The organism is Psychrobacter pygoscelis, from assembly GCF_004335015.1.
Classification (GTDB): domain Bacteria; phylum Pseudomonadota; class Gammaproteobacteria; order Pseudomonadales; family Moraxellaceae; genus Psychrobacter; species Psychrobacter pygoscelis.
In genome coordinates, this window is record NZ_RQRU01000005.1 from 169954 (window position 1) to 191605 (window position 21652).

Sequence of the window (21652 nt, forward strand, 5' to 3'; positions counted from 1 at the left end):
GGTAGTTGAAGGGCTCATTACTATTAACAAGAGCATTGATTTAAGCAAACTCGACTTGGCCGGCTCGACCAATTTGATGGTAGCCGCGTTTAAAATAAACCAAACTCTCCTCATGCTCGCTTTGCTTAATGGCGACAACTCGGCAGATAAATACGCTATGCGTACCAACGCGCTGAATCTGCTCAATCTCACAGTCGAAGCTGACCAAGGCATCCTCTAAAATAGGAGCACCTGTGACCAGCTTAGTCCAGGCCCCCTGTTTAAAGCGCTCTTCTGAGCACAGCTTAGAAGCAAATGTATTGGATATCGGCTCATGCTGCGCGCCTAACACATTGACACTTAAAATTTTATTTTCAATAAAGTGAGCGTGTGAGCGAGACGCCTGATTCATACATACCAGTAGCGTTGGCGGCGTGTCTGTGACACTACACACTGCCGATGCCGTAAACCCATGACAGCCAGAGGGGCCTTGAGTGGTAATAACATTGACTGCTGTCGTTAACGAAGACATGGCATTTCTAAAATCAGTTGCTTCAATCATCGTTTAAATCCTAAATTTGAGATCGATAAGTGTATTGATAAGCAAAGTACGCATAAGCTTAAACAAACGACTGAAGGCTAGGTTTTTGCAGTAGGTTGAAAGTCTCAACTCACTGAACAAAAACCATAGCCCACAAAGACCAAATTTTGTGTTAGCTTAAGCAGTAACGTCTAAGCCGTCAGCTCATTGCGAATGATTGCAGCGCCTGCGCTTAATGCCGCAAGCTTACCGCGAGCAACCTCACGAGACAAAGGGGCCATACCGCAGTTGGTCGAAGGATACAGCTTGTCCGCATCGACAAATTGCAGGGCTTTACGTAGCGTATTGGCTACTTCATCTGCGGTTTCAATATGGTTGGTTGCCACATCAATGGCACCAATCATCACTTTTTTACCGCGAATCAGTTCAATCAAATCCATAGGCACATGAGAGTTCTGACACTCAAGCGAGACAATATCAATCTTCGACTGTTGTAGCTTAGGGAACGCTTGCTCATATTGACGCCACTCTGAACCCAGTGTCTTTTTCCAATCGTTGTTGGCTTTGATGCCATAGCCGTAGCAGATATGCACAGCCGTTTCACACTTTAGCCCTTCGATTGCCCGCTCTAATGTGGCAACACCCCAGTCATTCACGTCATCAAAGAATACATTGAACGCTGGCTCATCAAATTGAATGATGTCCACACCCACCGCTTCTAACTCTTTGGCTTCTTCATTAAGAATTTTGGCAAATTCCCACGCCAGTTTTTCACGGCTTTTATAGTGACCGTCATACAGCGTATCGATCATGGTCATCGGGCCAGGCAGCGCCCATTTAATGGGCTGCTTGGTTTGCTCACGTAAAAACTTCGCATCATCAACAAAGACAGGCTTTTGCCGGCTTACTGCGCCAACGACAGATGGCACGCTGGCCTCATAACGATTGCGAATTTTAACGGTCTTGCGGTTCTCAAAATCTACGCCATCAAGATGCTCAATAAACGTGGTCACAAAATGCTGACGAGTCTGCTCGCCATCACTAACAATATCAATCCCTGCCTGCAGTTGCTCTTGTAATGAGACCCGCAGGGCATCTTGTTTGGCTTCTAGCAGCTGCTCACCTTCTAAGGCCCAAGGAGACCAAATCCTCTCAGGTTCTGCTAACCAAGAAGGCTTTGGCAAGCTTCCCGCTGTTGATGTCGGTAACAAGTTTAATGGTATTGATTTCGCTGATACTGTGGTCATGTTGTCTCATCTTCTATTTTTGAGCTTTTATAATTAGGCTAGATAGCGCTTAATTAAGCGGCATCTATATTACCAGAGTAGCTTGCTGCCCACTCTTGAAGAATGGCTTGATTAGGCTTGATAAACTGCTCTTCAGTAAATTTACCTTGCTTCACTGCCATCTGGCTACGCTCTTCACGGTCATACTCCACTTGCGTCAGTGAGTAATCTTGATACTTCAAGCTAGGCTGATAGACTTGAGCGGCGGCTGAGTTGGCATTGTAAAGCTCAGGTCGGTAGATTTTTTGGAAAGTCTCCATAGTACTAATAGCACTGATCAGCTCAAGATCGGTGTAATCACTTAGCAAGTCACCCGCAAAATAAAACGCTAGCGGTGCAACACTACCGGTAGGCATGAAGTAGCGAACCGTCAAACCCATCTTGTGGAAATACTCGTCGGTTAACGAATACTCATCTTGTCTGTACTCTACGCCTAATACAGGATGACAATTCGTCGTACGGTGATACGTTTTGCTGGTTGAGACACTCAGACAAATTACTGGTTGTTTATCAAACTTGGCTTGATAGGCCTCTGAATTCAATAAATGTTTAAACAACTTACCATGCAGGTCACCGAAATTTTCTGGTGGCGGCGTTTGTGGATTTTTATCAAAATGCTCTAACAATACGACGCTAAAGTCATAATCGCGTACATAAGAAGAAAAACTATTACCGATCATACCGTCAATGCGTTTGTTATCCTTGTGATCCACAATCGTGGTCTTTAGCATCTCGATGACAGGGAAAGTGTCGCCATTGCCCTCAATATCTAAATTCGCAGAAACGATGTCAACTTCGATAGAATAACGATCGGCTGTCGGGTTGTCCCAGTGCGCCAAAGCGTTAAAACGGTTATTCATCATGGTCAATGCTTTGCGTAAGTTCTCTTGACGCTGCTCCCCTCGAGCCAAGTTCGCAAAGTTGGTTGTCAGACGTGTGCTGTCTGCAGGATGATAATCTTCATCAAAACGAATGTTCTTAATTGAATATGTAAACGCTTTACTCATGGTGATTTGCTACCCTAATCTAATCTCATTATTGGAGATAAAACCAAATTTCTATAGTGGTGCATCATACCTAATTCGCTACATGAATAAAAACGATGCTATCTAAATTTAAGATGAATATCATTCATGTTGTTAAATTCATGCGATTGTACAAAGCTAGAAAGCAGAGGCTTTGCCCGTTTTATTTATAGTCGAGTCTAAATAAAATAGCGTTGTTGTCTTATGATGCGGCACCAGTATAAATTTTCCTGGCTTGCTGCGGGCATGCCGATAAAGGCTGCAAGACATTCATCTCAGCACCGCTGTGTCGTTTTATGATGAACTGGCTATGGCGTCGATAATAGATGAGCCAAGCTGAGAAATCGGTAAAGGAAAACTTGATAGAGCGACCAATCGACAAGGTTTTACTGGTATGGTAGCCAATACTTACGCGCGTACTTTAACCTCAGTAATAAAATAAAAAAACGCTTTCAGTTGAAAGCATTTTTATTATTTAGTCTAGTTTATTTTGTCTAGTGCTATTTATTTAATGCTGATAGTTGCAGATGGTAATGAATCCGCTGCTTTGTTATCAAGCATCATCATACCCTGCTCGTTAGTAATGGTGCCAACCAATGGTTTGATGCTAAAAGGAGCCTCACTATTATCAGGGTTAGGCTCTACTGATATAACAGCGATTTTACCCACTAAGTCTTTTGCAGGATTCACATAGTCTTCACCAGGAAATGCAGGAGCATCTTGCATACCTTTAGCTGGGCCTGCACCATTGCTATCTGCTTCGTCACTCTTTGTAAAAGTACCTGTGCTTATAGGTCCGTTATCTACTATCCAACCCTCATATACCCAACCATCTGGTAGCTCAGGTAAGTTTAGGCCTGCTTTAGGTATACTAGAACTTTTATCTATATACCAAATTCCTTGAGTCGGTGTCGCATTTTTATTAGTCGGCGTCGCTAGAATATACCTCGCCGTTGCTTGACTAAAATCAGTGCCTAAGGCAGTAGCATGGCTGGTGCTCAATATGGATGTATTCTGGACAATATCGCCGCCCAATATATGTATATCTGTTGGCTTTTTAATATCATCGCCTTCTTCATTGGCAGGCTCAATCGTTAATACAAACTTAGTGGCGTCATCCGCATCTGCTTTGAGTACTTCAAACGTTTGAGTGGCATCTTTATCATTAGCATCAATATCAAACTTACCTGTCGCGATCGGACCATTTGAGGTAATTAACCAACCTTCATAATCAAAGTCATCACCCAATGGTTCTAAATTAGCGGGGGTAAACGAAATAGTGCTTTTTTGTTCAGAGGCTACATCGTTATAACTATTATTTTCATCTTCACAACCTATTAGGGCAATAGCAGTGGTGGCAACCATTAATCCTTTAACTAGCACGCTTTTATGATTCATCATAATCTATTATCCATTTTGTTTATGAGTCATATGTACATAATTATGTACATACACCTTAGTCGCACCAAGTCGTGTTTTTCTTACAAATTTTTATTTTTTAATTGTAACCACAGTCTATTTGCTGTTTTTTAGGCTTTAGAGGTGCAGGAATAATCTGACACTGAAATTAAATCGGATTTAAATAAGCTTGATAACCTACTGTTCACCTATAAATTAACTGTTTAAGCATCTAAGAATTAGGAGCTGTCCTAGATAAGTAAATTTATTTAGGATAGCGACGCGAGGAAAATAAATTAAGTTGGTACAAACAAAGCAGATTAATTGAACTATTCATTGCGGATTCTACAATAAGAACAGCGGCCAATTCAGTTGGCGTGAACAATTGAGAACTTCTGGAACCAAGCAAAGCGTCATTTACGTAAGTTTAACGGCGTTCCAAAAACATATTTCCACCTGTATTTGAAAACATGTGAGTGGTGATTTAATCACAGTGACCCATAGTCGCAACTACTACAATTAAAACAATAGATTAAACAGGGCTTGAACTGGTTATCTACAACAGCTCCTTACCTAATATATAGTCAATCCATAATAATATTGGTATAAGGAATCCGAGTGCAGGCTATACAGTAGTATGGCTAGTGAGGATGACACCGTAACAGTTTTATTGTGGGGCGACTATAGCACCTAACATCACTGAATCATCTTATCCTTGTTGATCAGCGAATCATTATTTTCAGTAGTGCCGCCGTTACCATAATACCCATCATCCTAGGTTGACTGCGCAGAGGTTGACTACGCAGTTATGCACGAATACGGCGCATTAAATATAAGAAATACGCACCGCCAATGACAGCGGCAATGGTGCCGGCAGGAATCTCATAAGGGAATATGATATAGCGACCAATCCAATCGGCGATAATCATAAGTCCAGCCCCTAGTAGCGCCGCTAATGGTAGTTGCCGCTCAAGCTGAACTGCGCCTAAGGATGTGGCCAGATGCGGAATCATAAGACCCACAAAACTAAGCGGTCCCACCGCCAAGGTACTCGCCGCGCTTAATCCAGCCACTACGACTAAGATCATAAGCTCAGTAAGCTTAACGGTAACTCCTAAACTACGTGCCACAGTCTCGCCAAGGCCAAGCAGTCGCAACGGCTTGATTAGCAGCATGCTAGCGACAAACAATACGACAGCGCAGCTCATCAGCCACCAAGCTGTCTCTGGTCTGGCGCTATAAGTAGTTCCTGATAGCCAGCTGAGCATCGCTTGGAGACGTGGATCACCAGTCAGCTTGATAATATTAAGAATACCACTCATAAGTGCGGCTACAGCAATACCGACCAGTAGCAAATACGCAGGGTCTAGTCGTCGAGCTAGCCATAATATTAATAGCAGCACGAGCACCGCACCAGCGCCGCCAGCCAGTACCATAGTCCCCATCCCCATGGAGATACCAATGGCTGGTAACAAAATAAAGGCGAGGAGCACACCAAGCGCAGCGCCAGAGCTAATCCCTAACACCTCGGGACTGGCCATCGGATTACGAGTTAGTGTCTGAAGAAGCACCCCTGCCGTAGCCAACATAACCCCTGTAGCGGCTGCACTGAGCGTCCTTGGGAGACGAAACTCAGTGAGGATTCGGCTATCGAGCATGACCTGCCAGCCTGACAGTGTCGGTGCAATCAGTACCGCTGCTACCACTAATACTATCAAACCTGCTGCAATTCCTTGCCAAGCAACGCGTCGGCGCTTTGCGACTAGCATTGGCGTTACTGACTCATTGTGCTGACGCCGCTGGCGCATAATTAGCCAAATAATAAGCGGCGCGCCCAAGACGCCTGTCATTGCACCAGCAGGAACAGGAATACTCACCGACTGTTCGATCAAGGTGACGACATTGCTGGTGATCCAAAGTAGCAAGGCACCAAGTGAAAACCCTGATAAGAGGCGATGGCTGAGCTTAGAGATATTGAGCACATTGACTAAGGTTGCCGCCCCCAAACCAATAAAGCTGAGCATACCAAGGCGACTAACCACTAAAGCAGTCGCTAAGGCCACCATAACCACAACAATAATGCGAATAGTAGCGACAGGCACACCCATACTACTGGCTTGACGGTCATCTAGACTCATCAAAGTTAACGGCTTGAGCAGCGGTAAAATACCAAGACCCAGCAGCGCAGCGGCTAAAGTTAATTGCTGCGAGCTTTGCCAGCTACTTTGAAGAAGCGAGCCTGCCCCCCACGTCATAACCCCTAACGCTTTTTCGGAAAAGAAAATCAGTAGCAAGCCCGCCATGGCTGCTAATAAAATATTGACCACTAAACCGCCAAGCACGAGTACCAAGGGATTCATACGGCTTGGCGCAGCAAGGGCAAATACCAACCCCATACTCAGCAGTGCGCCCACGAACGCTACCCAAAAGCTACCATAGATACCAAAGCTGGGGAAAAACAAGGTGACGATTAATAACGCTATCTGTGCACCGCTACCTACTCCAAGTGTGGTATCCGATGCCAAGCTGTTTTTGACCAGTTGCTGTAGCAGCACACTGACCACACCCAGCAGCCCCCCAGCCACAATAGCGATCCACATGGTCGGTACGATCTGCAGCTGAATAGCCATCATCTCAATAGGCAGCTGGGTTGATGCTTGCCACAATTTGCTAATAGGCCAGTGCCACAACTGTGTGACTACCGCATAACTGCTCACCAAAGCTAATATAAGCATGACCAGTAGCACTACTATCTTCTTACTCACAACTGGCCCTCTTGATTGTCTTGCTCTGAAGCATAGGTCCAATTATGTCGCTGCCCTGCTGATAGAGTAGCTTTATTAACGTTTGCTTTTATTTTTTTATTATCGCCATGCGAAGTGTTAGAGGAATTCAAAGCCTTAGAAGTAAGCTCAGCATTAGGGTTGTTTATACCAACGAACTTGGCCGTTTGCAGCCGATTGGCAAACGTCACTAGCGAGGAGGAGCCACCGTAAATCCAAGTAGGCGCTACCACGGCCATACACCGTGATGTACCGAACCCTAAACGCTGCCAAACTAAATTATCGTTCAACTCCGCTTGTAGCATTGGACTCACAGGCTCTATAACGATCAAGCAAGTATCGGCATCTAGCTTAGCCAGATCTCCTAGATGAATTGGCGTAAAGCCCCAAGTATTACCGTCCTCTAAAGCTACTAACTGTAACCCCATGTTATTTAATGCCACTTCGAATAAGCTATTATGAGAGTACATGCGTAAATTGTTGACATCGGCAAACTGCACAACAGCGACTTTACTAAGGTATGGATGACGGGTTGCCATTGTCTCGCCAGCGGCCTTAAGCTGTGATTGCACATGCAATAAATATTGCTCGGCAGCTTGCGGCTGACCGATAAGCTCACCCAACTGACGAGTAGGCTTAGCAAAGTCTTCCCATTGAGCATCTCCATCACTCATAAAAGTAACAGATACCGCTGGTGTATCGCCATACATAGGCCTGATATGCTCATAAAAGAAGTTATCAATGACTAAGTCAACATCCATCTGGGCGATCAATTCGGCATTGGGCTGATAACGAATGCCTAAATCAACCACCCTGTCAGGTAGCTTTGGATCGTCCACCCACTGCGAGTAAACCCGAATATCGCCTGTGGCCACTGGTGGATAACCCATTGCCGTCAATGTAGCGGCAACGCCCCAGTCAGGTGTAAGGACAGTAGTTGACAAATTAGAGGCTGACGCTGAATTAGCGCTGGGAAGGTTTTTGTTTTTGTTTGGATTAGATAAGGACTGAATAGATAAATCAGCGCTGCTGGTTGACTCTTTAGAGGATGAGCTGGCTGAACAAGCTAATAAAGAAGCTAGCCCAGCCGCTATTAAAAGGCCATTTATACTGCGGCTGAACTGCTGAATCATACAACTGCCACCTTATGCCCATCGCTTGGATGGGTTAAAAGGTGCAGATGAATACCGAAGATTTGTTGCAATATTTCATGACACATGGTGCTCTCAACATCACCAATATGGCATAACTTGCCTTGCTTAAGGGCGATAAACTCATCACAAAACTGCGCAGCTAGATTGATGTCATGTAGAATAATCACTACGCCAAGATCGTATTCATCTACCAGCTGGCGGATCAATTTAATAACCTCAACCTGATACACCACATCCAGTGCTGCCAGTGGCTCATCAAGGAGCAAATAGCGAGTCTGCTGCGCTAAACACATCGCCAGCCACACTCGAGCACGCTCTCCGCCAGAAAGAGTAGCTACTGTACGATCGCTAAAGCGCTGCGTTTGTGTGAGCGCCATAGCACGCTCGACTTCCCTATGGTCTTGCTCGCTAGGTTTTTGCAACCACTTTTGATGCGGATAGCGCCCCAGCATCACTAATTCTTCCACTGTAAAAGCAGCAGCATCTGGCAGTCTTTGCGGCAGATAGGCCACATCTCGAGCCAGTACCTTAGCTGGCAACTTATGGATGGGCTGATCATCCAACATGACCGACCCTTTGCTAGGCTCCATCTCTCCTGATAGTGCCTTAATTAAGGTAGACTTCCCCGATCCATTATGACCGATTAACGCATAGAGCTTGCCTGTCTCTATTTGCAAAGACAGGTTATCCAGTAATGTATTGCCTTGACGGCTAAGAGACAATTGGTTGATCGACAGCATAGATAATAGACTTAAAAGAAATTTATATTAAATATAACACTAATAAAAATGATTATCATTAATTTATAGAACGACGGTAAAATTTAACTTTAATAAATCTAAACTTCTACTTCGTTACGACTTTTTAACCAATGTTAATTCACTAATAATAGTAGTCAATAATATATAATATGAAGGTTTGATAATAATAATCATTTGAGTTAAATTGACGACTATAATTTTTACGTAGTAATTAGGACAATCCACCATCATGAGCCACTCCTCTGAGCACAAAACCCCTCTCTCTTATCCTGAGAAATACAAATTTATTAGCCATGTGAATGAAGAGCATCAAGATGAGCTCGCCATGTTTGCTGAGGCTTTTACCGACTTAGCAATCGAAGCCACAACCCCTGTGAACATAAAGGAGGTTTTTGTTGAAGGAGTCGAATTAACGATACCGAATGAAGACCTGTCTACAGATCAATGCCGATTCGTCAAATTTGATCAGCCCATCCTTATTGCAGAAGACCTAAAAGCGCAATATATCGCGCTGATGCAAAAAGCAGCCAAAAAACTGGGTAAAAAGACCATAAAGCTACAAAATCAAGAGTTTACCGTTAAAGACAGCTATCTTGTGACGCCTAATATGCTGCGATTAGTCGTTACAGCGCCGCCCGCAACGCCACTATCACATCCTGGTTATGCTTATCTATTTGATCTTACCTCTCCAGCTTCAGCGACTGAACAACTTGCAGCTGCTGACACTGAGTCTACTCGCAAGCAGTGCTACTACACTCTACGCCGCGCGTGGCAACATGAAGAAGGTCAAAATAGTCCAGATGCTCAGAGCAATACCAGCCAACATCAAGGCGAAATAAGTGCTTGGATAGATGTCTATCTACATGGGGATACGCCAGGAGGCAACTGGGCAAGGAGCTTACAGAGTGGGGATAAAATCACCAGTCTGCGCGACTATCCAGAGAAGATAGAGCATCTTAGTAATGGTCAATGCTTACTTATTGCAGATGAGACTTCATTACCAACGGTCGCACGGCTGCTTGAAGTCTGGCAAAATCCCATTGCACCAATAGTCTTTGCCATTACTAATGATGCCGAGGACAGCAAGTATCTGGAAAACCTTGAATTGCAAGAGGCCATGCGTCAGATGGATATCCGCCAACGCGCGATTATTATTCCCATTTTAAACTCGCCTGATATGGATCTGACCGCGCATATCAGTGAGCGCCTAGCCGAAGATCCAGACCTAGCAGCATTGACTATCGACAGAGTTTGGGGCGCCTTAGAAGCTGCTGATGCCAAGGCACTGCGAAAACGTCTTAAAGCTGAATTGGGCTTGACTAGGCAAGATATGGTTCTCAAAGTGTATTGGCGGCGTCAATAAACTACTAACTTATAGCGAACTAAAAAAACCCGACCTAACTGGTAGTTAGATCGGGTTTTTACAGATTTGGTAACTTTACCATTGATACTCTTTCATATGACCATTCCTGTCCGCTAATACTATTGAGACCTTATTATCAAAGACGGCTATTTACAGTAGGCAATGCTTATATCTTTTGACTATCCGTATCTGTAACCATCTCATTAAACTCCTCTTTTTGCGGCCTGATCCATTTGCCAAACCAGTTAGACACATCATCCATAAAAGTATAGACCGTAGGAATAACAATTAGGCTTAAGAAAGTTGAGGTTACTAGGCCGCCTAATACCGCTGCTGCCATAGGTTGCCGAAAAGTAGGATCAGCGTCGCCCCAACCAAATACGAGGGGCAGCATACCAGCCCCCATAGCCACAGTCGTCATAATGATAGGCTGCGCCCGCTTGTGACAGGCATCAAGTAAAGCCTCAAAGCGCGGTAGTCCACGATCTCGCTGGGCAAGGATGGCATAGTCAACGAGCAAAATCGAGTTCTTAGTGGCGATGCCCATTAGCATGATGAAGCCAATCATCGAGGGCATAGACAGGCTACTATTCGTCACGACCAACCCAACAAAAGCGCCACCGATGGATAGCGGTAAGGCCATTAAGATAGTGAAGGGCTGCAAGACTTTGCCAAATAGCAAAATAAGGACGCCAAAAATACAGACGATACCCACCGACATAGCAATGATAAAGCCGCTAAACAATTCGGCCATACTCTCTGCCTGACCTTGATCAATAACTGAGATAGAATCGGGTAATTGCTGTAAAGAAGGGGTGTTTTTCACCGCTTGGATCAGCTCTCCAAGCTCACCACTAGCAGCTTGGACAGAGATATTAATCGAGCGCTCACGATCGAATCTCAGCACCTCTGATGGCCCTGTTCCAAAGTTCAGATCTGCCACCTCTGCTACGCGAACTCCGCTACCATCAACTCGGCTACTGGGAACAAATAAATCTCCCAGCTGGCTAACATTGTCTTTAGCTTCATCAGGCAAGCGAACGACGATAGGAATCTGTCTAGTATCAAGATTAAGTTTAGACAGTCGCTGTTCATAGTCACCGATGGTCGCCACGCGTAGCGTATCCGCGATGCCCTGAGTGGTGACGCCTTGATCCGCCATCGCTAGTCGATTCGGAATCACTGACAGCTCTTGGCGCGGTAAGCTACGATTACTAGTGACATCTCCTGCCATCGGTAACGCGCGAATATCTGCCATCACGTGCTGTGCGGTCTGCTCTAATAAATGGGGGTTGGTACTGGTCAAGGCAAAGCTATACCCCGTATCACCGCCGCTAGACAACCCCACCTCAAATCTAGCACTAGGCACAGTGGTCAGCACGTCAGCAATCTGACGCTCGATATCTGTCTTAAATGCTCGCTCTGCTCGAGGTTCGAGCACTATATCTAGACTGGCGGCATTCTGAGCGCCGCCGCTTCGATCTCGGGAGTCTAGACTGGCAGCCTGAGGATCACCAATAGCACTAAGGACGCTTCGAACACCATCAACCTGCATCACACGTTGTCGTGCCATCTCACTAATTCGCGCTGTGTCTGCTAGGCTGGCATCTGGGGTCAGTTCAATACCGACACGAGTCTGATCGACATCATTGTCTGGAATAAAGGTGGTCGGTAATAGCTTCACCAGACTTAATGAGCCTACAAACAACACTAGCGTCACCCCTAAGGTGATCCAGCGATACCGAATCGTCCAGCTGACACAGTCTAGGTAAGTTTGCATCAGCCAGCTGTCTTTTTTACCGTGGTCTTTTTCAGGTTTTAGAATATAAGCTGCCATCATCGGCGTGATAAGACGCGCAACAAGGAGGGAGGCAAAAATTGCAATGGCTGCTGTCCAACCAAACTGCTGAAAAAACTGGCCCACCACCCCACTCATAAAGGCAGTCGGTAAAAAAACCGCAATCAAAGTAAAGGTCGTGGCCACTACTGCTAAGCCAATCTCGTCAGCAGCTTCCATCGCTGCATCATACGGCGACTTGCCCATTCGCAGGTGGCGCATGATATTTTCAATCTCAACAATTGCGTCATCGACGAGGACGCCAATCACTAGAGACAGTGCCAGTAAGCTGATAATATTTAAGCTAAAACCAAACACATACATGGCCAAAAAAGTAGGAATCACTGACAGAGGTAATGCGACAGCAGCGACGACCGTCGCGCGGACATTGCGTAAGAATAAGAACACCACAATGACCGCTAAGATACCACCCTCTATCAGCATTCTTAGCGAAGCATGATAGTCCTCTTCAATAGGGGTAGCACGGTCATAGACCTTATTAATGGTAAAGCCCGGCAGCTCCTTTTGCATCTTTGCCAGCTCAGCGTCTACTTTTTTGACGACATCCACTTCGCTAGCACCGCGCGCGCGGCTGACGTTAAACGCCACCACTGTCTGACCATCGAGCAAGGCGATAGAATCTGGATCAGCGGCACCATCAGTAATGGTCGCCATACTACCAAGGCTTTGCGTGCCACCAGTCGGTACTGCAATCTGCAAGTCATTCAGCTCGCGCGCGTTTTGCACAGCGCCTAAGATACGAATGGTCTGCTTGCTGCTACCGACCTCTGCTTCACCGCCTGAAGTATCTTGTTGAATGCCAGTAATCTGCTCAGATAGCTGGCTGATTGGTAATTGCAGCGCATTTAAGCTAGGAGGATCTACAGCGACAGTGATTTGTCTCTCTAGACCCCCAACTCGACTAATACTACTCACACCTATAATATCTGATAGGCGCTTATTTATCGTATCGTCAACGAACCAAGATAAGTCCTCAACGCTCATACCTTCCGCTGCGACTGAATAGGTTACAACGGGCAGTCCTGCGCTCGTTACTTTAGAAATAATAGGATCATTGGCGGCTGCCGGTAGATCTCCACGCACCTCCCCGATAGCAGAGCGTACGTCATCGACGGCTTCTTGAATGTCTTTTTCGAGGACGAACTCAGTCCCTACCGTCGCAGCACCGGTTTGCAAGGTAGTGTGCATGTGTTTCACGCCTTCGATACTGGCGATTTTGTTTTCTATTTTTTTGGCGACATCATTCTCAAGCTGGCTTGGCGCTGCACCAGGCAAAGTAACCGTCACTATAACTGCGGGAAAATCAATATCAGGGAATTGCTGCACTTTCATTTGCTTAAAGCCAAAAATGCCGCCCATCGTGAGTAGCACAAACAGCAATATAGCGACCAGTGGGTTCCTTATCGAGTAGGCCGAGACGTTTAAGCTCATAGTATTATCCTGCTTGCGGTTTGGCTTCTGCACCATTTTCAGCGGACTCAAGATCAGCCACACGGACGATATCGCCATCACTTAAGAAGCTACCACCTTGGCGCACAACGGCCACATTGTTAGGCAGCGGCTTGCTCACCACCACTTGATCACCTCGGCGCTCACCTAAGCTGACTTTTTCTTTTTTGATACGATAGATAGTATTGCCATTAGCATCTTGATCACGGTTGACTAACATGACGTAATCATAACCATCCTCAGTGACGATAGCACTAACAGGTAGCACTTGCTTACCCTCTTGGCCAAGCATAAAGGTACCACGCTGATACATGCCAGCTCGGGTCAATGGACTGTCAGCTAGCGTAGCGAAGACACTAACTTGACGACTACCCTTCTCCGCTGTTGGAGCGATACGGCTGACTTGTCCCATCACACTTTTGTCATTCGGTAGGCTTACTTTGACTGGGGTGCCGACATTAATCTCGCCCAGCTTGTTAGGATCGACTTGGGCTTGCCACTCAAGCGTACCGTTTTCAATAATGGTAAATAATGGCGCTTGACCAGGCATACTGCCTACATTGGCACTCTTTTCACTAATGATACCGCTGACAGGGGCGATGACTTGAGCATTATTAAGGCTCAGCGTTTGATTATTAAGTCGAGCTTTGGCCGCTTCTACTGACGCCGCGGCTTGATTGGCCGTGGCGACATAACGATCCACTTCTTGTTGACTGACGGCATCAATCTCAAGCAAAGGTATGACACGCTCGGCGTCTGCTTTTGCCAGCTCTAGTCGCGTCGCAGCTTCTGCTAAGTCAGCTTGGGCTTGCGAGCGTTGCTGCTGCATGGCATCTGTGTCAAACACTGCCAACACTTGACCTTGCTTAACTCGGTCGCCCTCGTTCACCAATACACGTTCAATCGTCACCCCGTTGACCTTGCCAAATACCGTTGCGACATCTTTTGGCGCGATAGTACCATCAGCACTCAATGCATTCTCAACCACGCTCTGCTGCGGAGTAATAATCTCTACCGTCAATACAGGCTTTTGCGGCGGCGCTGCCTCACTAGCATCTTGTGTCGCCCCCGCTAACGCTTCGGTATTCGTCGTTGGCTCTGTACTAGTACTTTGTGTGCTTTCTACGCTTTTGGCCGCTTGCTGCTCTCCCCAAAACTTCCCTGCTAATAGTCCAATGCCAAGCGTCAATAATATTAAGGGCAGCAGCCACTTCCAGCGCTGAGTCTGACTGGCAGTCTTCTTATAAGACGGCGGCGCTACAGCAGACGGAGGTGTGGGTATCGACTTTTTAGACCACTGACCACTATCTACTAGTGCCTTATCTTCAGCACTTGATGATTGACCATCGGGTTTGGGCGTATTGGACTCTTGACTCATGGTATTCTCGCAAATGGCTGCGTAAGGTAACTTTAGTGAAATGAATAAAAGCAAACATTCGTAAATGCTAAAAATTATACTTCAATTGCTATAGTAATGCTCATGCAGGATGTAAAGTGTTAACTTAATAAAGAAGCAAAGGCATCTTTTGTTAGTTTTATTATAGCAATGACTTAATTATAACTTTGGGTCAATACCAATACTCTATCACCAATGATCCCATTGTCATAATGCTGCCCCTAAGCCCTGTTACAACCTTCGATTTACGCGCTTACCGTTGTAACATAATCAAACCAATAGAATTTTTAACAATGCCGGTGCGGCCATTTTTACAGTCAGTCTTTACCGGCAATGGTTACTTTTATATTGACCGCTCGGGCAGACGCATTGAGCATTAACCACTTAATCAAGCTACCCTAAACCAGCTGATATTTTACTACTGTCAAAAAGCGCCAATAAGTTTAATAGCTTTTATCAAGCTTGATTATCTAGGAGGTCATTGGTTGATCATCCTAAGGACTTTAAAGTAAACGACTTTGCTACGATAAAGCAGGTTAGCGCCAGCCACTCGCAGGCGACTGTCATTACTCAGACAGATGACGGTATGGAAGCTTGTCATATTCCGATGTACTGGCAAAAGAGCAGTAGCGACGCTGATGCAAACTTAGGTTATCTACTTGGGCACATTGCCAAGATAAATTCATTGAATAATATCGCTGACCTTAAGCCGGACTGGTTAATCATTTTTCAGGACTCAGGTCATTATATTGTCCCTAATTGCTACCCAAGTAAGACTATTACCCCTAAAGAAGTCCCCTCGCGCAACTATCGCAGTATTCATGTGGCAGGTAAAGTAAGTCTATTCACCAAGCAAGAGGAATTAATTGAAATTCTGACGTAATTAACGATAGCTTATGAGGCAGTCCAGCCTACTCCACGGTCAATTAATGATGCCCCAGCAAGATATATTGAAGCAATATGCCGAGCGATAATCGGACACTACCGATACTCAAGCGCAGTTTCAATTAAGCCAAAATAAATCGGCGGAAAATAAGGCAGGTGTGATTGCAGGGCTTAAAGGACTAAATACGGTAGCTGAGGAAATCGGGTTTTTATACATTCGTATAGCGCGTTGCATCAGGCATCCAACGCTCAATGAGCAGACCCACGTCTTGCTTACGGCTGTCATCACCAATCAAGCGCTTAGCCAAGCTGCGAGCAATCATTAGTAGATTTTCATCGCGTGCAAGGTCAGACACATAGTAGCCGACATTACCTGTCTGCCGTTTACCGAGCAGCTCCCCAGGACCGCGCAGCTGCAAGTCTTTTTGCGCAATTACAAAGCCGTCACTGCTATCGCGCAAGACGTTTAAGCGCTCAATCCCCACCTCAGACAGCGGCGTCTGATACAGCAGTACGCAGAAGCTTTTCGTAGAGCCTCGTCCTACCCGTCCGCGTAGCTGATGCAACTGCGACAACCCTAAGCGCTCTGCATTTTCAATCACCATAAGTGAGGCATTGGGCACATCGACACCGACTTCAATGACGGTCGTCGCTACGAGCAAATCCAGCTCAGCCTCTTTAAAGGCTGTCATCACCGCTTGCTTTTCAGCCGCTTTCATCTTGCCATGTACCAAGCCAATGCGAATATCCAGACGCTCATCTAAATCAGCATAGGTGGCTTCCGCTGCTTGCGCATCTAGGACACTCGACTCCTCGACTAGGGGGCATACCCAATAGGCTTGCTTGCCTTGAGCACAGTTTGCAGCAATTCGAGCAATAACCTCATCACGGCGACTTCTATCGATAGTAACAGTGGTAATCGGCGTGCGGCCAGGCGGCAGCTCATCGATAATAGACGTGTCCATATCACCATAAGCACTCATCGCCAGCGTCCGCGGAATAGGCGTCGCTGTCATAATCAGCTGATGTGGGGTGCTACCAGCCACACCTTTATTGGTTAGGGCCATGCGCTGCTCAACTCCGAAGCGGTGCTGCTCATCGATAATGACAAGACCTAGCTTGGCAAACTGTACCTTATCTTGAAACAAGGCATGCGTACCGACCACAATCTGTACCTCATTGTCTGCGACGTCGGTAAGCGCTTCACGGCGCTGCTTGGCTGTTTGTTTACCCGCCAGCCAGCCAACACCGATACCTAAAGCTTCAAACCAGCCTTTGAAATTGAGCAAATGCTGCTCGGCCAAAATCTCGGTCGGTGCCATGACCGCCACTTGCCAACCACTATCTAACGCATAGCAAGCAGCCAGAGCCGCCACTAAGGTTTTTCCCGCGCCCACATCCCCTTGAACCAATCGAAGCATCGGAATTGAAGTCGCCATATCACCCGTTATCTCTTCAACGACCCGCTGCTGCGCCACTGTCAGCTCAAACGGCAGGTTATTTAACAGTCTGATGGCCAGCGGACTGCTGTCATCGCATTTGGGCGCCTTATGCTGATGTAGCTGCTGGCGACGATAGAGCATGCTGAGCTGATGCGCGGTCAACTCTTCGATGATCAGTCGTTGACAGGCTGGATGGCTACGATCTTTGAGCTGTAAAAGCCGCTGGGTTTGTTGAGCGATATTGGTGTGTATAGGCGGCGTATGAATCAGGGTCAAAGCTTCAAATAAGCTAAGGCCAAATACACTAGCTTGGGTTTGCTTCTCTACACCGGACAGATTTTTTGGTGCGGGCAGTTTGCCAAAAGCATTGGCTAGGGTGGCAAACATATCGCTACCTTGAGTCACGCTCTCAAGACTATCTTGGGTCAGCGGCGCCGCCCGAAACCCTGATACCGATTGCCAATCAGCTTCAGTAAATACACTAAGCGGCATACCTTGTTGGCGAACGGTCTGCAGCGCCAGCTTTACCAGCGTCCGCAGCTTATTTTGATGCAATCCTTTAACCGTCGGATAGATGGGCTGAAGACCCGTGTTATCTAGCGGTGCTCCAATCGTTACCACGCTATATTCAGGGTGGTGCATCTGCACCCCGTAGCGCGTAACTTTGACTTCACCGAACAGTCGCAGCCGCATACCTAGAGCCATGGTCTGAATAAGACTGCTGTAAACCTTAAAAAACCGTAGTGAAATCCGGCCACTATCATCCTCGACAATGACGGTCATACCGCTGCGCTTGTTATCGACGTGCACGACCTGACCTTCCACTAACGCGGATTGCCCGTGTTCTAGGTCGCGCATAGCCACTAGCCGGCCTCTGTCTTCATAGTCACGGGGCAGATGTAGCAACAAGTCAAAGATTCGCTTAATGCCAAGCTGATCTAGCTGTCCTTCTACCTTGACACCCACTCCTGCCAGCGCACTCACTGGCAAGTCTACCGCTGCAGTCGGTAGCGCAGGTGAGCTAAAAGCTTGGGAAGTAACAGAAGAGGCAGACATAACAGGTTACACTCAATATTAATAATAGTTTATTAAACCATAGGTTTCCCATTTTGGTGAAATAACTTTATAGATACCGCTCAGCCGCTGGATGACTGATAGCATACCAATCGTTACACTTTTTTTATTCTACAGCCATTTATTTTCATTGCTTTAAGAACAATTTATCCTGATAATCGTTAAGTTATATTACGCTATTGCAAAATTTTGGTAAAATTAACCCCACTGAGAACCAACAATAAAAATAGACCGTTTTATAACTTATACTGATCTTAAAAGACTTGAATAAGTACAGGCAATCAACAGGCAAGCACTATGGTAATAAGGTTATTAGGTCGTCCATTTAATAGAATCATAGCTTCCCAAAGCCTAGCTATGACCAAAGTAGGGTTAAGTGCTGCGCTACTGTTGATGACCTCGTCCTGTACGACTACCTCAATGCAGAAGGCTACTGCGCTTCCAGCCAAACCTACTAAACCCGTTATTGCTGTGGTATTGGGCGGTGGCGGCGCCAAAGGATTCGCTCATGTGGGCGTTCTCAAGACGCTAGAAGCCAGTGGCATCCATCCTGATCTTATTGTTGGCAGTAGTGTCGGTAGCTTCGTGGGTAGCTTATACGCTAGCGGCATGAGCGCTGATCAGCTTGAGCGTCTTGCTTTGACCACCGCCGATAGTGAACTAACAGACTTCACCCTCGCTCATCAAGGTATTATCGAAGGTGTTAAGCTTAAAAACTTTGTCAATAGGCAGGTTGGTGAGCGCCCGATTGAAGCATTGCCCATTCGCTTTGCAGCGGTAGCGACCGAAAAACACTCTAAACAAAAAGCAGTCTTTACTCAGGGTAATACTGGCCTTGCTGTCCAAGCTTCTTGTAGCGTTCCCAATATCTTCATCGCGCCTCGTATTCCCGAAAAGGTCGGTAAAAAGTACATCGATGGTGGGGTCAGTAGTCTGGTTCCTGTCGATACCGCTCGAGCCTTGGGCGCAGATATCGTCATTGCCGTCGATGTCCTCTCTACAGAAGCTAATCGCACTAAAGAGACGGCTGTCAATCAAGGCAAGCGTAATATCTGGTCGTTGATTGAACAAAGCTATAGCAATAATCGCAGCACTGACAACTCGGGTGACCATAATTCACGCGCCAATACCTCAACACAAGGTAAATATGGCAGGGGCGGACTTGCAGCGAGACAAGCAGAAGTCAATCGTGCAGATGTGGTCATCCGTCCTGCACTGACAAGCTTTAGTACCATAGACACTTCTCAGCGAAAAGATATTATTGCTGCTGGCGAGTCTGCTACGGTACAAAGCCTTCCTGCTGTCGCAGAAGCTATCGCGAAAGCCACCGTAGATCCAAACCTATAATTGATATTCAGACTTTAGTAACTTGTATAAGCAAAACCCTCAGTTATTGATCATAACTGAAGGTCTAGAATACGCCATCAAGCTCAGAGGCAAGACTTAGAAGCAAATGTTACTCAGCGAAGTCTAATTCAAACACTCTTGAGGTACCACTTACTTCAAAGCCGACCATTAGTAATGGCTTTCCTGATGGCGAATCTTCTGCAGTGATAAACACCAAACCTTCAGGACCTAGGTCACCATCGGCATTAGGCGCAGCAGTTCCAGCTTTGGCCGCAGCAAGCTTGCTATCATCAAAGGTTCGAGTATTAATCTCACCTAGCAAGGTTACATTTTTAGGGTCGGTCACATCAAAAGCCATGACACTAGAGATGCGCTCAAGTCCAATAAAGGCGATAGTTTGTGAGCCAACTCGACCGATAGTAACGCCTTCAGGCTCGACGCCTTTATTATCACTACGATTGTCCATCGCATTTTTATCGTTACTGGCATTAAAGTTATCAGGATAGTGATCAGCGATATATCTGGCCATGATACTTCCGCTGTCATACACAGGAGCGCTCATATCATCAGCGTCCCAGATACTAAAAGAGCGCGTGCCAAAGCTATATAGCGTCTCATAAATACCATCATTATCGCTATCGCCCATGACCGAGGTGAAGTCTATTTTACCCAGTGCCTTTTTATCGCCACAGTCCATGTCATGACAGGCGGCCTTAGAAAAGACAGCAGGGTCCACTTGCACATCACCGAAGCTTATCTCTTCGTTAAAGTCGCCCCATTCGCGGGCATCGCCTTCATTGGCAGTGACGATATAGTTTTTATCACCCACGGCATAAGTGGCAATGGCATCCGGCATATACATGCCCATGATAGGCCAAGTGGTGATGTTAATCGACCCGTCTTTGTTGCTGACATCCAGCGCGTTATTAGGTTTTGAGTGATCTTTTGCACCAAGCGGTAATATATCGGTCACCGTGGCACTAGCGATATCTATTTTAGCGATGGCATTATTCTCTTGTAAGCTCACATAGGCCGTTTTGCCGTCTTTTGCTACCGCGATATATTCAGGCTCCAAATCCTCTGCTACGCTACTCGGCGTCCCATCAGATTTTTTTCCAAAAATGCGCACGCCTGCGTTTATCAACGATTGCTTCTGCGAATTAAACTCGGTGAAGGTCGCTGTCTTTACGATAGGACGGTTAATATCCATCATATTAATAATGCTGATTGAGCCTTCTGCATCCACACGATAATCATCATCTGGCTCACCTTCATTGGCGACGAGTAGGTAGCTGCCGTCCGGGGTGAAGGTCACCATATCTGGTAAAGCGCCCACTTCGATACTGCTGATTCGCTCTAGCGTCTTAGCGTCAAATAAGACAACATGGCCATTGTCCGTTTTGATATTGGCTTGTACCGCAAGTGCTACGATATCACCATGAATCGCGACGCTATTGACGGTACTGCCAATGTCTGACACATCTAATGACTGAAGCAAGGCTAGATTGTTCACATCCTTCACATCTAGCACATCGACTTTCTGGTTTTGGGCATTGACGACAAAGCTGTGCTTGGTCTCAGGATGAAAGGCGATAATCTCTGCCGCCGACTCATCAAAGCCACCGTGGACATAGCTACCAGCAGGGATAAAGGTAACCTGATTATAGTGAGTTGCCACTTCGCTATCAGCGACTGGCAGCGGACTGCTGCTGTCCTCATTACAAGCGGTGAGGCCGGCGATCATAACCACGGGAAGGACAGTGAGCATAGTGGCTTTAACCAGCTTGCCCAATAAGGGGTTACGCATGGTTGGATGCGCTTCAGAGTTTTTAATCAGTGCTATCTGGCTAGTCTTGACGCTGGGCATGGGCTTATCCTTGGCAGGCTTGAATGAAATATGATGGAGTTCAC

Annotated in this window: 14 protein-coding genes and 1 pseudogene; 4 read left to right on the plus strand and 11 right to left on the minus strand. The window is 46.3% G+C overall.

What is annotated here, in order from left to right:
* Positions 1-40 precede the first annotated feature (40 nt).
* The 4 genes from EGV92_RS11500 to EGV92_RS11515 all read right to left on the minus strand — a co-directional run bounded on the left by EGV92_RS11500 (position 41) and on the right by EGV92_RS11515 (position 4232).
* On the minus strand, positions 41-541 hold the full coding sequence (locus tag EGV92_RS11500; RefSeq protein ID WP_131669424.1) for a flavin reductase: 501 nt from the start codon (positions 539-541) through the stop codon (positions 41-43).
* A gap of 170 nt (positions 542-711) precedes the next feature.
* Positions 712-1767, minus strand: a complete 1056-nt coding sequence (locus EGV92_RS11505; RefSeq protein ID WP_131669425.1) for a methionine synthase — start codon at positions 1765-1767, stop codon at positions 712-714.
* Between the two features lie 53 nt (positions 1768-1820).
* Complete coding sequence (locus EGV92_RS11510) at positions 1821-2813, minus strand: DUF1852 domain-containing protein (RefSeq protein WP_131669426.1); 993 nt, start codon at positions 2811-2813, stop codon at positions 1821-1823.
* Positions 2814-3335: 522 nt separating this feature from the next.
* Complete coding sequence (locus tag EGV92_RS11515; RefSeq protein WP_131669427.1) at positions 3336-4232, minus strand: anti-sigma factor; 897 nt, start codon at positions 4230-4232, stop codon at positions 3336-3338.
* Between the two features lie 381 nt (positions 4233-4613).
* Here EGV92_RS11515 and EGV92_RS11520 point away from each other — a divergent pair.
* A pseudogene (locus EGV92_RS11520) lies at positions 4614-4760 on the plus strand (IS1595 family transposase); the annotation flags it as partial.
* 275 nt (positions 4761-5035) lie between these two features.
* Here EGV92_RS11520 and fhuB read toward each other — a convergent pair.
* Genes fhuB through EGV92_RS11535 form a run of 3 tightly spaced genes read right to left on the minus strand, consistent with a single transcriptional unit; the run spans position 5036 to position 8906 of the window.
* The gene (fhuB, locus tag EGV92_RS11525) at positions 5036-6994 is read right to left on the minus strand and encodes a Fe(3+)-hydroxamate ABC transporter permease FhuB (RefSeq protein ID WP_242678710.1); all 1959 of its coding nucleotides are present in this window, start codon (positions 6992-6994) and stop codon (positions 5036-5038) included.
* A complete protein-coding gene (locus EGV92_RS11530; protein WP_131669428.1) occupies positions 6991-8145 on the minus strand; it encodes an ABC transporter substrate-binding protein in 1155 nt (384 codons plus the stop codon). The genes fhuB and EGV92_RS11530 overlap by 4 nt, the downstream gene beginning before the upstream one ends.
* Positions 8142-8906, minus strand: a complete 765-nt coding sequence (locus EGV92_RS11535; protein ID WP_131669429.1) for an ABC transporter ATP-binding protein — start codon at positions 8904-8906, stop codon at positions 8142-8144. The genes EGV92_RS11530 and EGV92_RS11535 overlap by 4 nt, the downstream gene beginning before the upstream one ends.
* Positions 8907-9156: 250 nt before the next feature.
* Between EGV92_RS11535 and EGV92_RS11540 the strand changes: the two genes are divergently transcribed.
* The gene (locus tag EGV92_RS11540) at positions 9157-10290 is read left to right on the plus strand and encodes a siderophore-interacting protein (protein WP_131669430.1); all 1134 of its coding nucleotides are present in this window, start codon (positions 9157-9159) and stop codon (positions 10288-10290) included.
* A 166-nt stretch (positions 10291-10456) separates the two neighbouring features.
* Here EGV92_RS11540 and EGV92_RS11545 read toward each other — a convergent pair whose 3' ends face one another.
* On the minus strand, positions 10457-13579 hold the full coding sequence (locus EGV92_RS11545) for an efflux RND transporter permease subunit (RefSeq protein ID WP_131669431.1): 3123 nt from the start codon (positions 13577-13579) through the stop codon (positions 10457-10459).
* A gap of 4 nt (positions 13580-13583) precedes the next feature.
* Positions 13584-14975, minus strand: a complete 1392-nt coding sequence (locus EGV92_RS11550; RefSeq protein ID WP_131669432.1) for an efflux RND transporter periplasmic adaptor subunit — start codon at positions 14973-14975, stop codon at positions 13584-13586.
* A gap of 499 nt (positions 14976-15474) precedes the next feature.
* On the opposite strand from EGV92_RS11550, the gene EGV92_RS11555 reads away from it, so the two are divergent.
* On the plus strand, positions 15475-15876 hold the full coding sequence (locus EGV92_RS11555) for an FMN-binding negative transcriptional regulator (protein ID WP_131669433.1): 402 nt from the start codon (positions 15475-15477) through the stop codon (positions 15874-15876).
* A 211-nt stretch (positions 15877-16087) separates the two neighbouring features.
* Here EGV92_RS11555 and recG read toward each other — a convergent pair whose 3' ends face one another.
* A complete protein-coding gene (gene recG / locus EGV92_RS11560) occupies positions 16088-18376 on the minus strand; it encodes an ATP-dependent DNA helicase RecG (RefSeq protein WP_131669434.1) in 2289 nt (762 codons plus the stop codon).
* 375 nt (positions 18377-18751) lie between these two features.
* Here recG and EGV92_RS11565 point away from each other — a divergent pair, with 375 nt between their 5' ends.
* The gene (locus EGV92_RS11565; RefSeq protein ID WP_131669435.1) at positions 18752-19741 is read left to right on the plus strand and encodes a patatin-like phospholipase family protein; all 990 of its coding nucleotides are present in this window, start codon (positions 18752-18754) and stop codon (positions 19739-19741) included.
* Between the two features lie 109 nt (positions 19742-19850).
* Here the strand turns inward: EGV92_RS11565 and EGV92_RS11570 are convergent, their stop codons facing one another.
* Positions 19851-21608, minus strand: coding sequence for a choice-of-anchor I family protein (locus EGV92_RS11570; RefSeq protein WP_131669436.1), 1758 nt, complete (start codon positions 21606-21608; stop codon positions 19851-19853).
* Positions 21609-21652: the final 44 nt, after the last annotated feature.

Bases quoted from the DNA above. Each gene is read 5' to 3' on its own strand.
- EGV92_RS11535 (WP_131669429.1), bottom strand. From the start codon at position 8,906: ATGCTGTCGATCAACCAATTGTCTCTTAGCCGTCAAGGCAATACATTA.
- EGV92_RS11565 (WP_131669435.1), top strand. From the start codon at position 18,752: ATGACCAAAGTAGGGTTAAGTGCTGCGCTACTGTTGATGACCTCGTCC.
- EGV92_RS11530 (WP_131669428.1), bottom strand. From the start codon at position 8,145: ATGATTCAGCAGTTCAGCCGCAGTATAAATGGCCTTTTAATAGCGGCT.
- EGV92_RS11570 (WP_131669436.1), bottom strand. From the start codon at position 21,608: ATGCCCAGCGTCAAGACTAGCCAGATAGCACTGATTAAAAACTCTGAA.
- EGV92_RS11545 (WP_131669431.1), bottom strand. From the start codon at position 13,579: ATGAGCTTAAACGTCTCGGCCTACTCGATAAGGAACCCACTGGTCGCT.
- EGV92_RS11540 (WP_131669430.1), top strand. From the start codon at position 9,157: ATGAGCCACTCCTCTGAGCACAAAACCCCTCTCTCTTATCCTGAGAAA.
- EGV92_RS11500 (WP_131669424.1), bottom strand. From the start codon at position 541: ATGATTGAAGCAACTGATTTTAGAAATGCCATGTCTTCGTTAACGACA.
- recG (WP_131669434.1), bottom strand. From the start codon at position 18,376: ATGTCTGCCTCTTCTGTTACTTCCCAAGCTTTTAGCTCACCTGCGCTA.
- EGV92_RS11515 (WP_131669427.1), bottom strand. From the start codon at position 4,232: ATGATGAATCATAAAAGCGTGCTAGTTAAAGGATTAATGGTTGCCACC.
- EGV92_RS11510 (WP_131669426.1), bottom strand. From the start codon at position 2,813: ATGAGTAAAGCGTTTACATATTCAATTAAGAACATTCGTTTTGATGAA.
- EGV92_RS11505 (WP_131669425.1), bottom strand. From the start codon at position 1,767: ATGACCACAGTATCAGCGAAATCAATACCATTAAACTTGTTACCGACA.
- EGV92_RS11550 (WP_131669432.1), bottom strand. From the start codon at position 14,975: ATGAGTCAAGAGTCCAATACGCCCAAACCCGATGGTCAATCATCAAGT.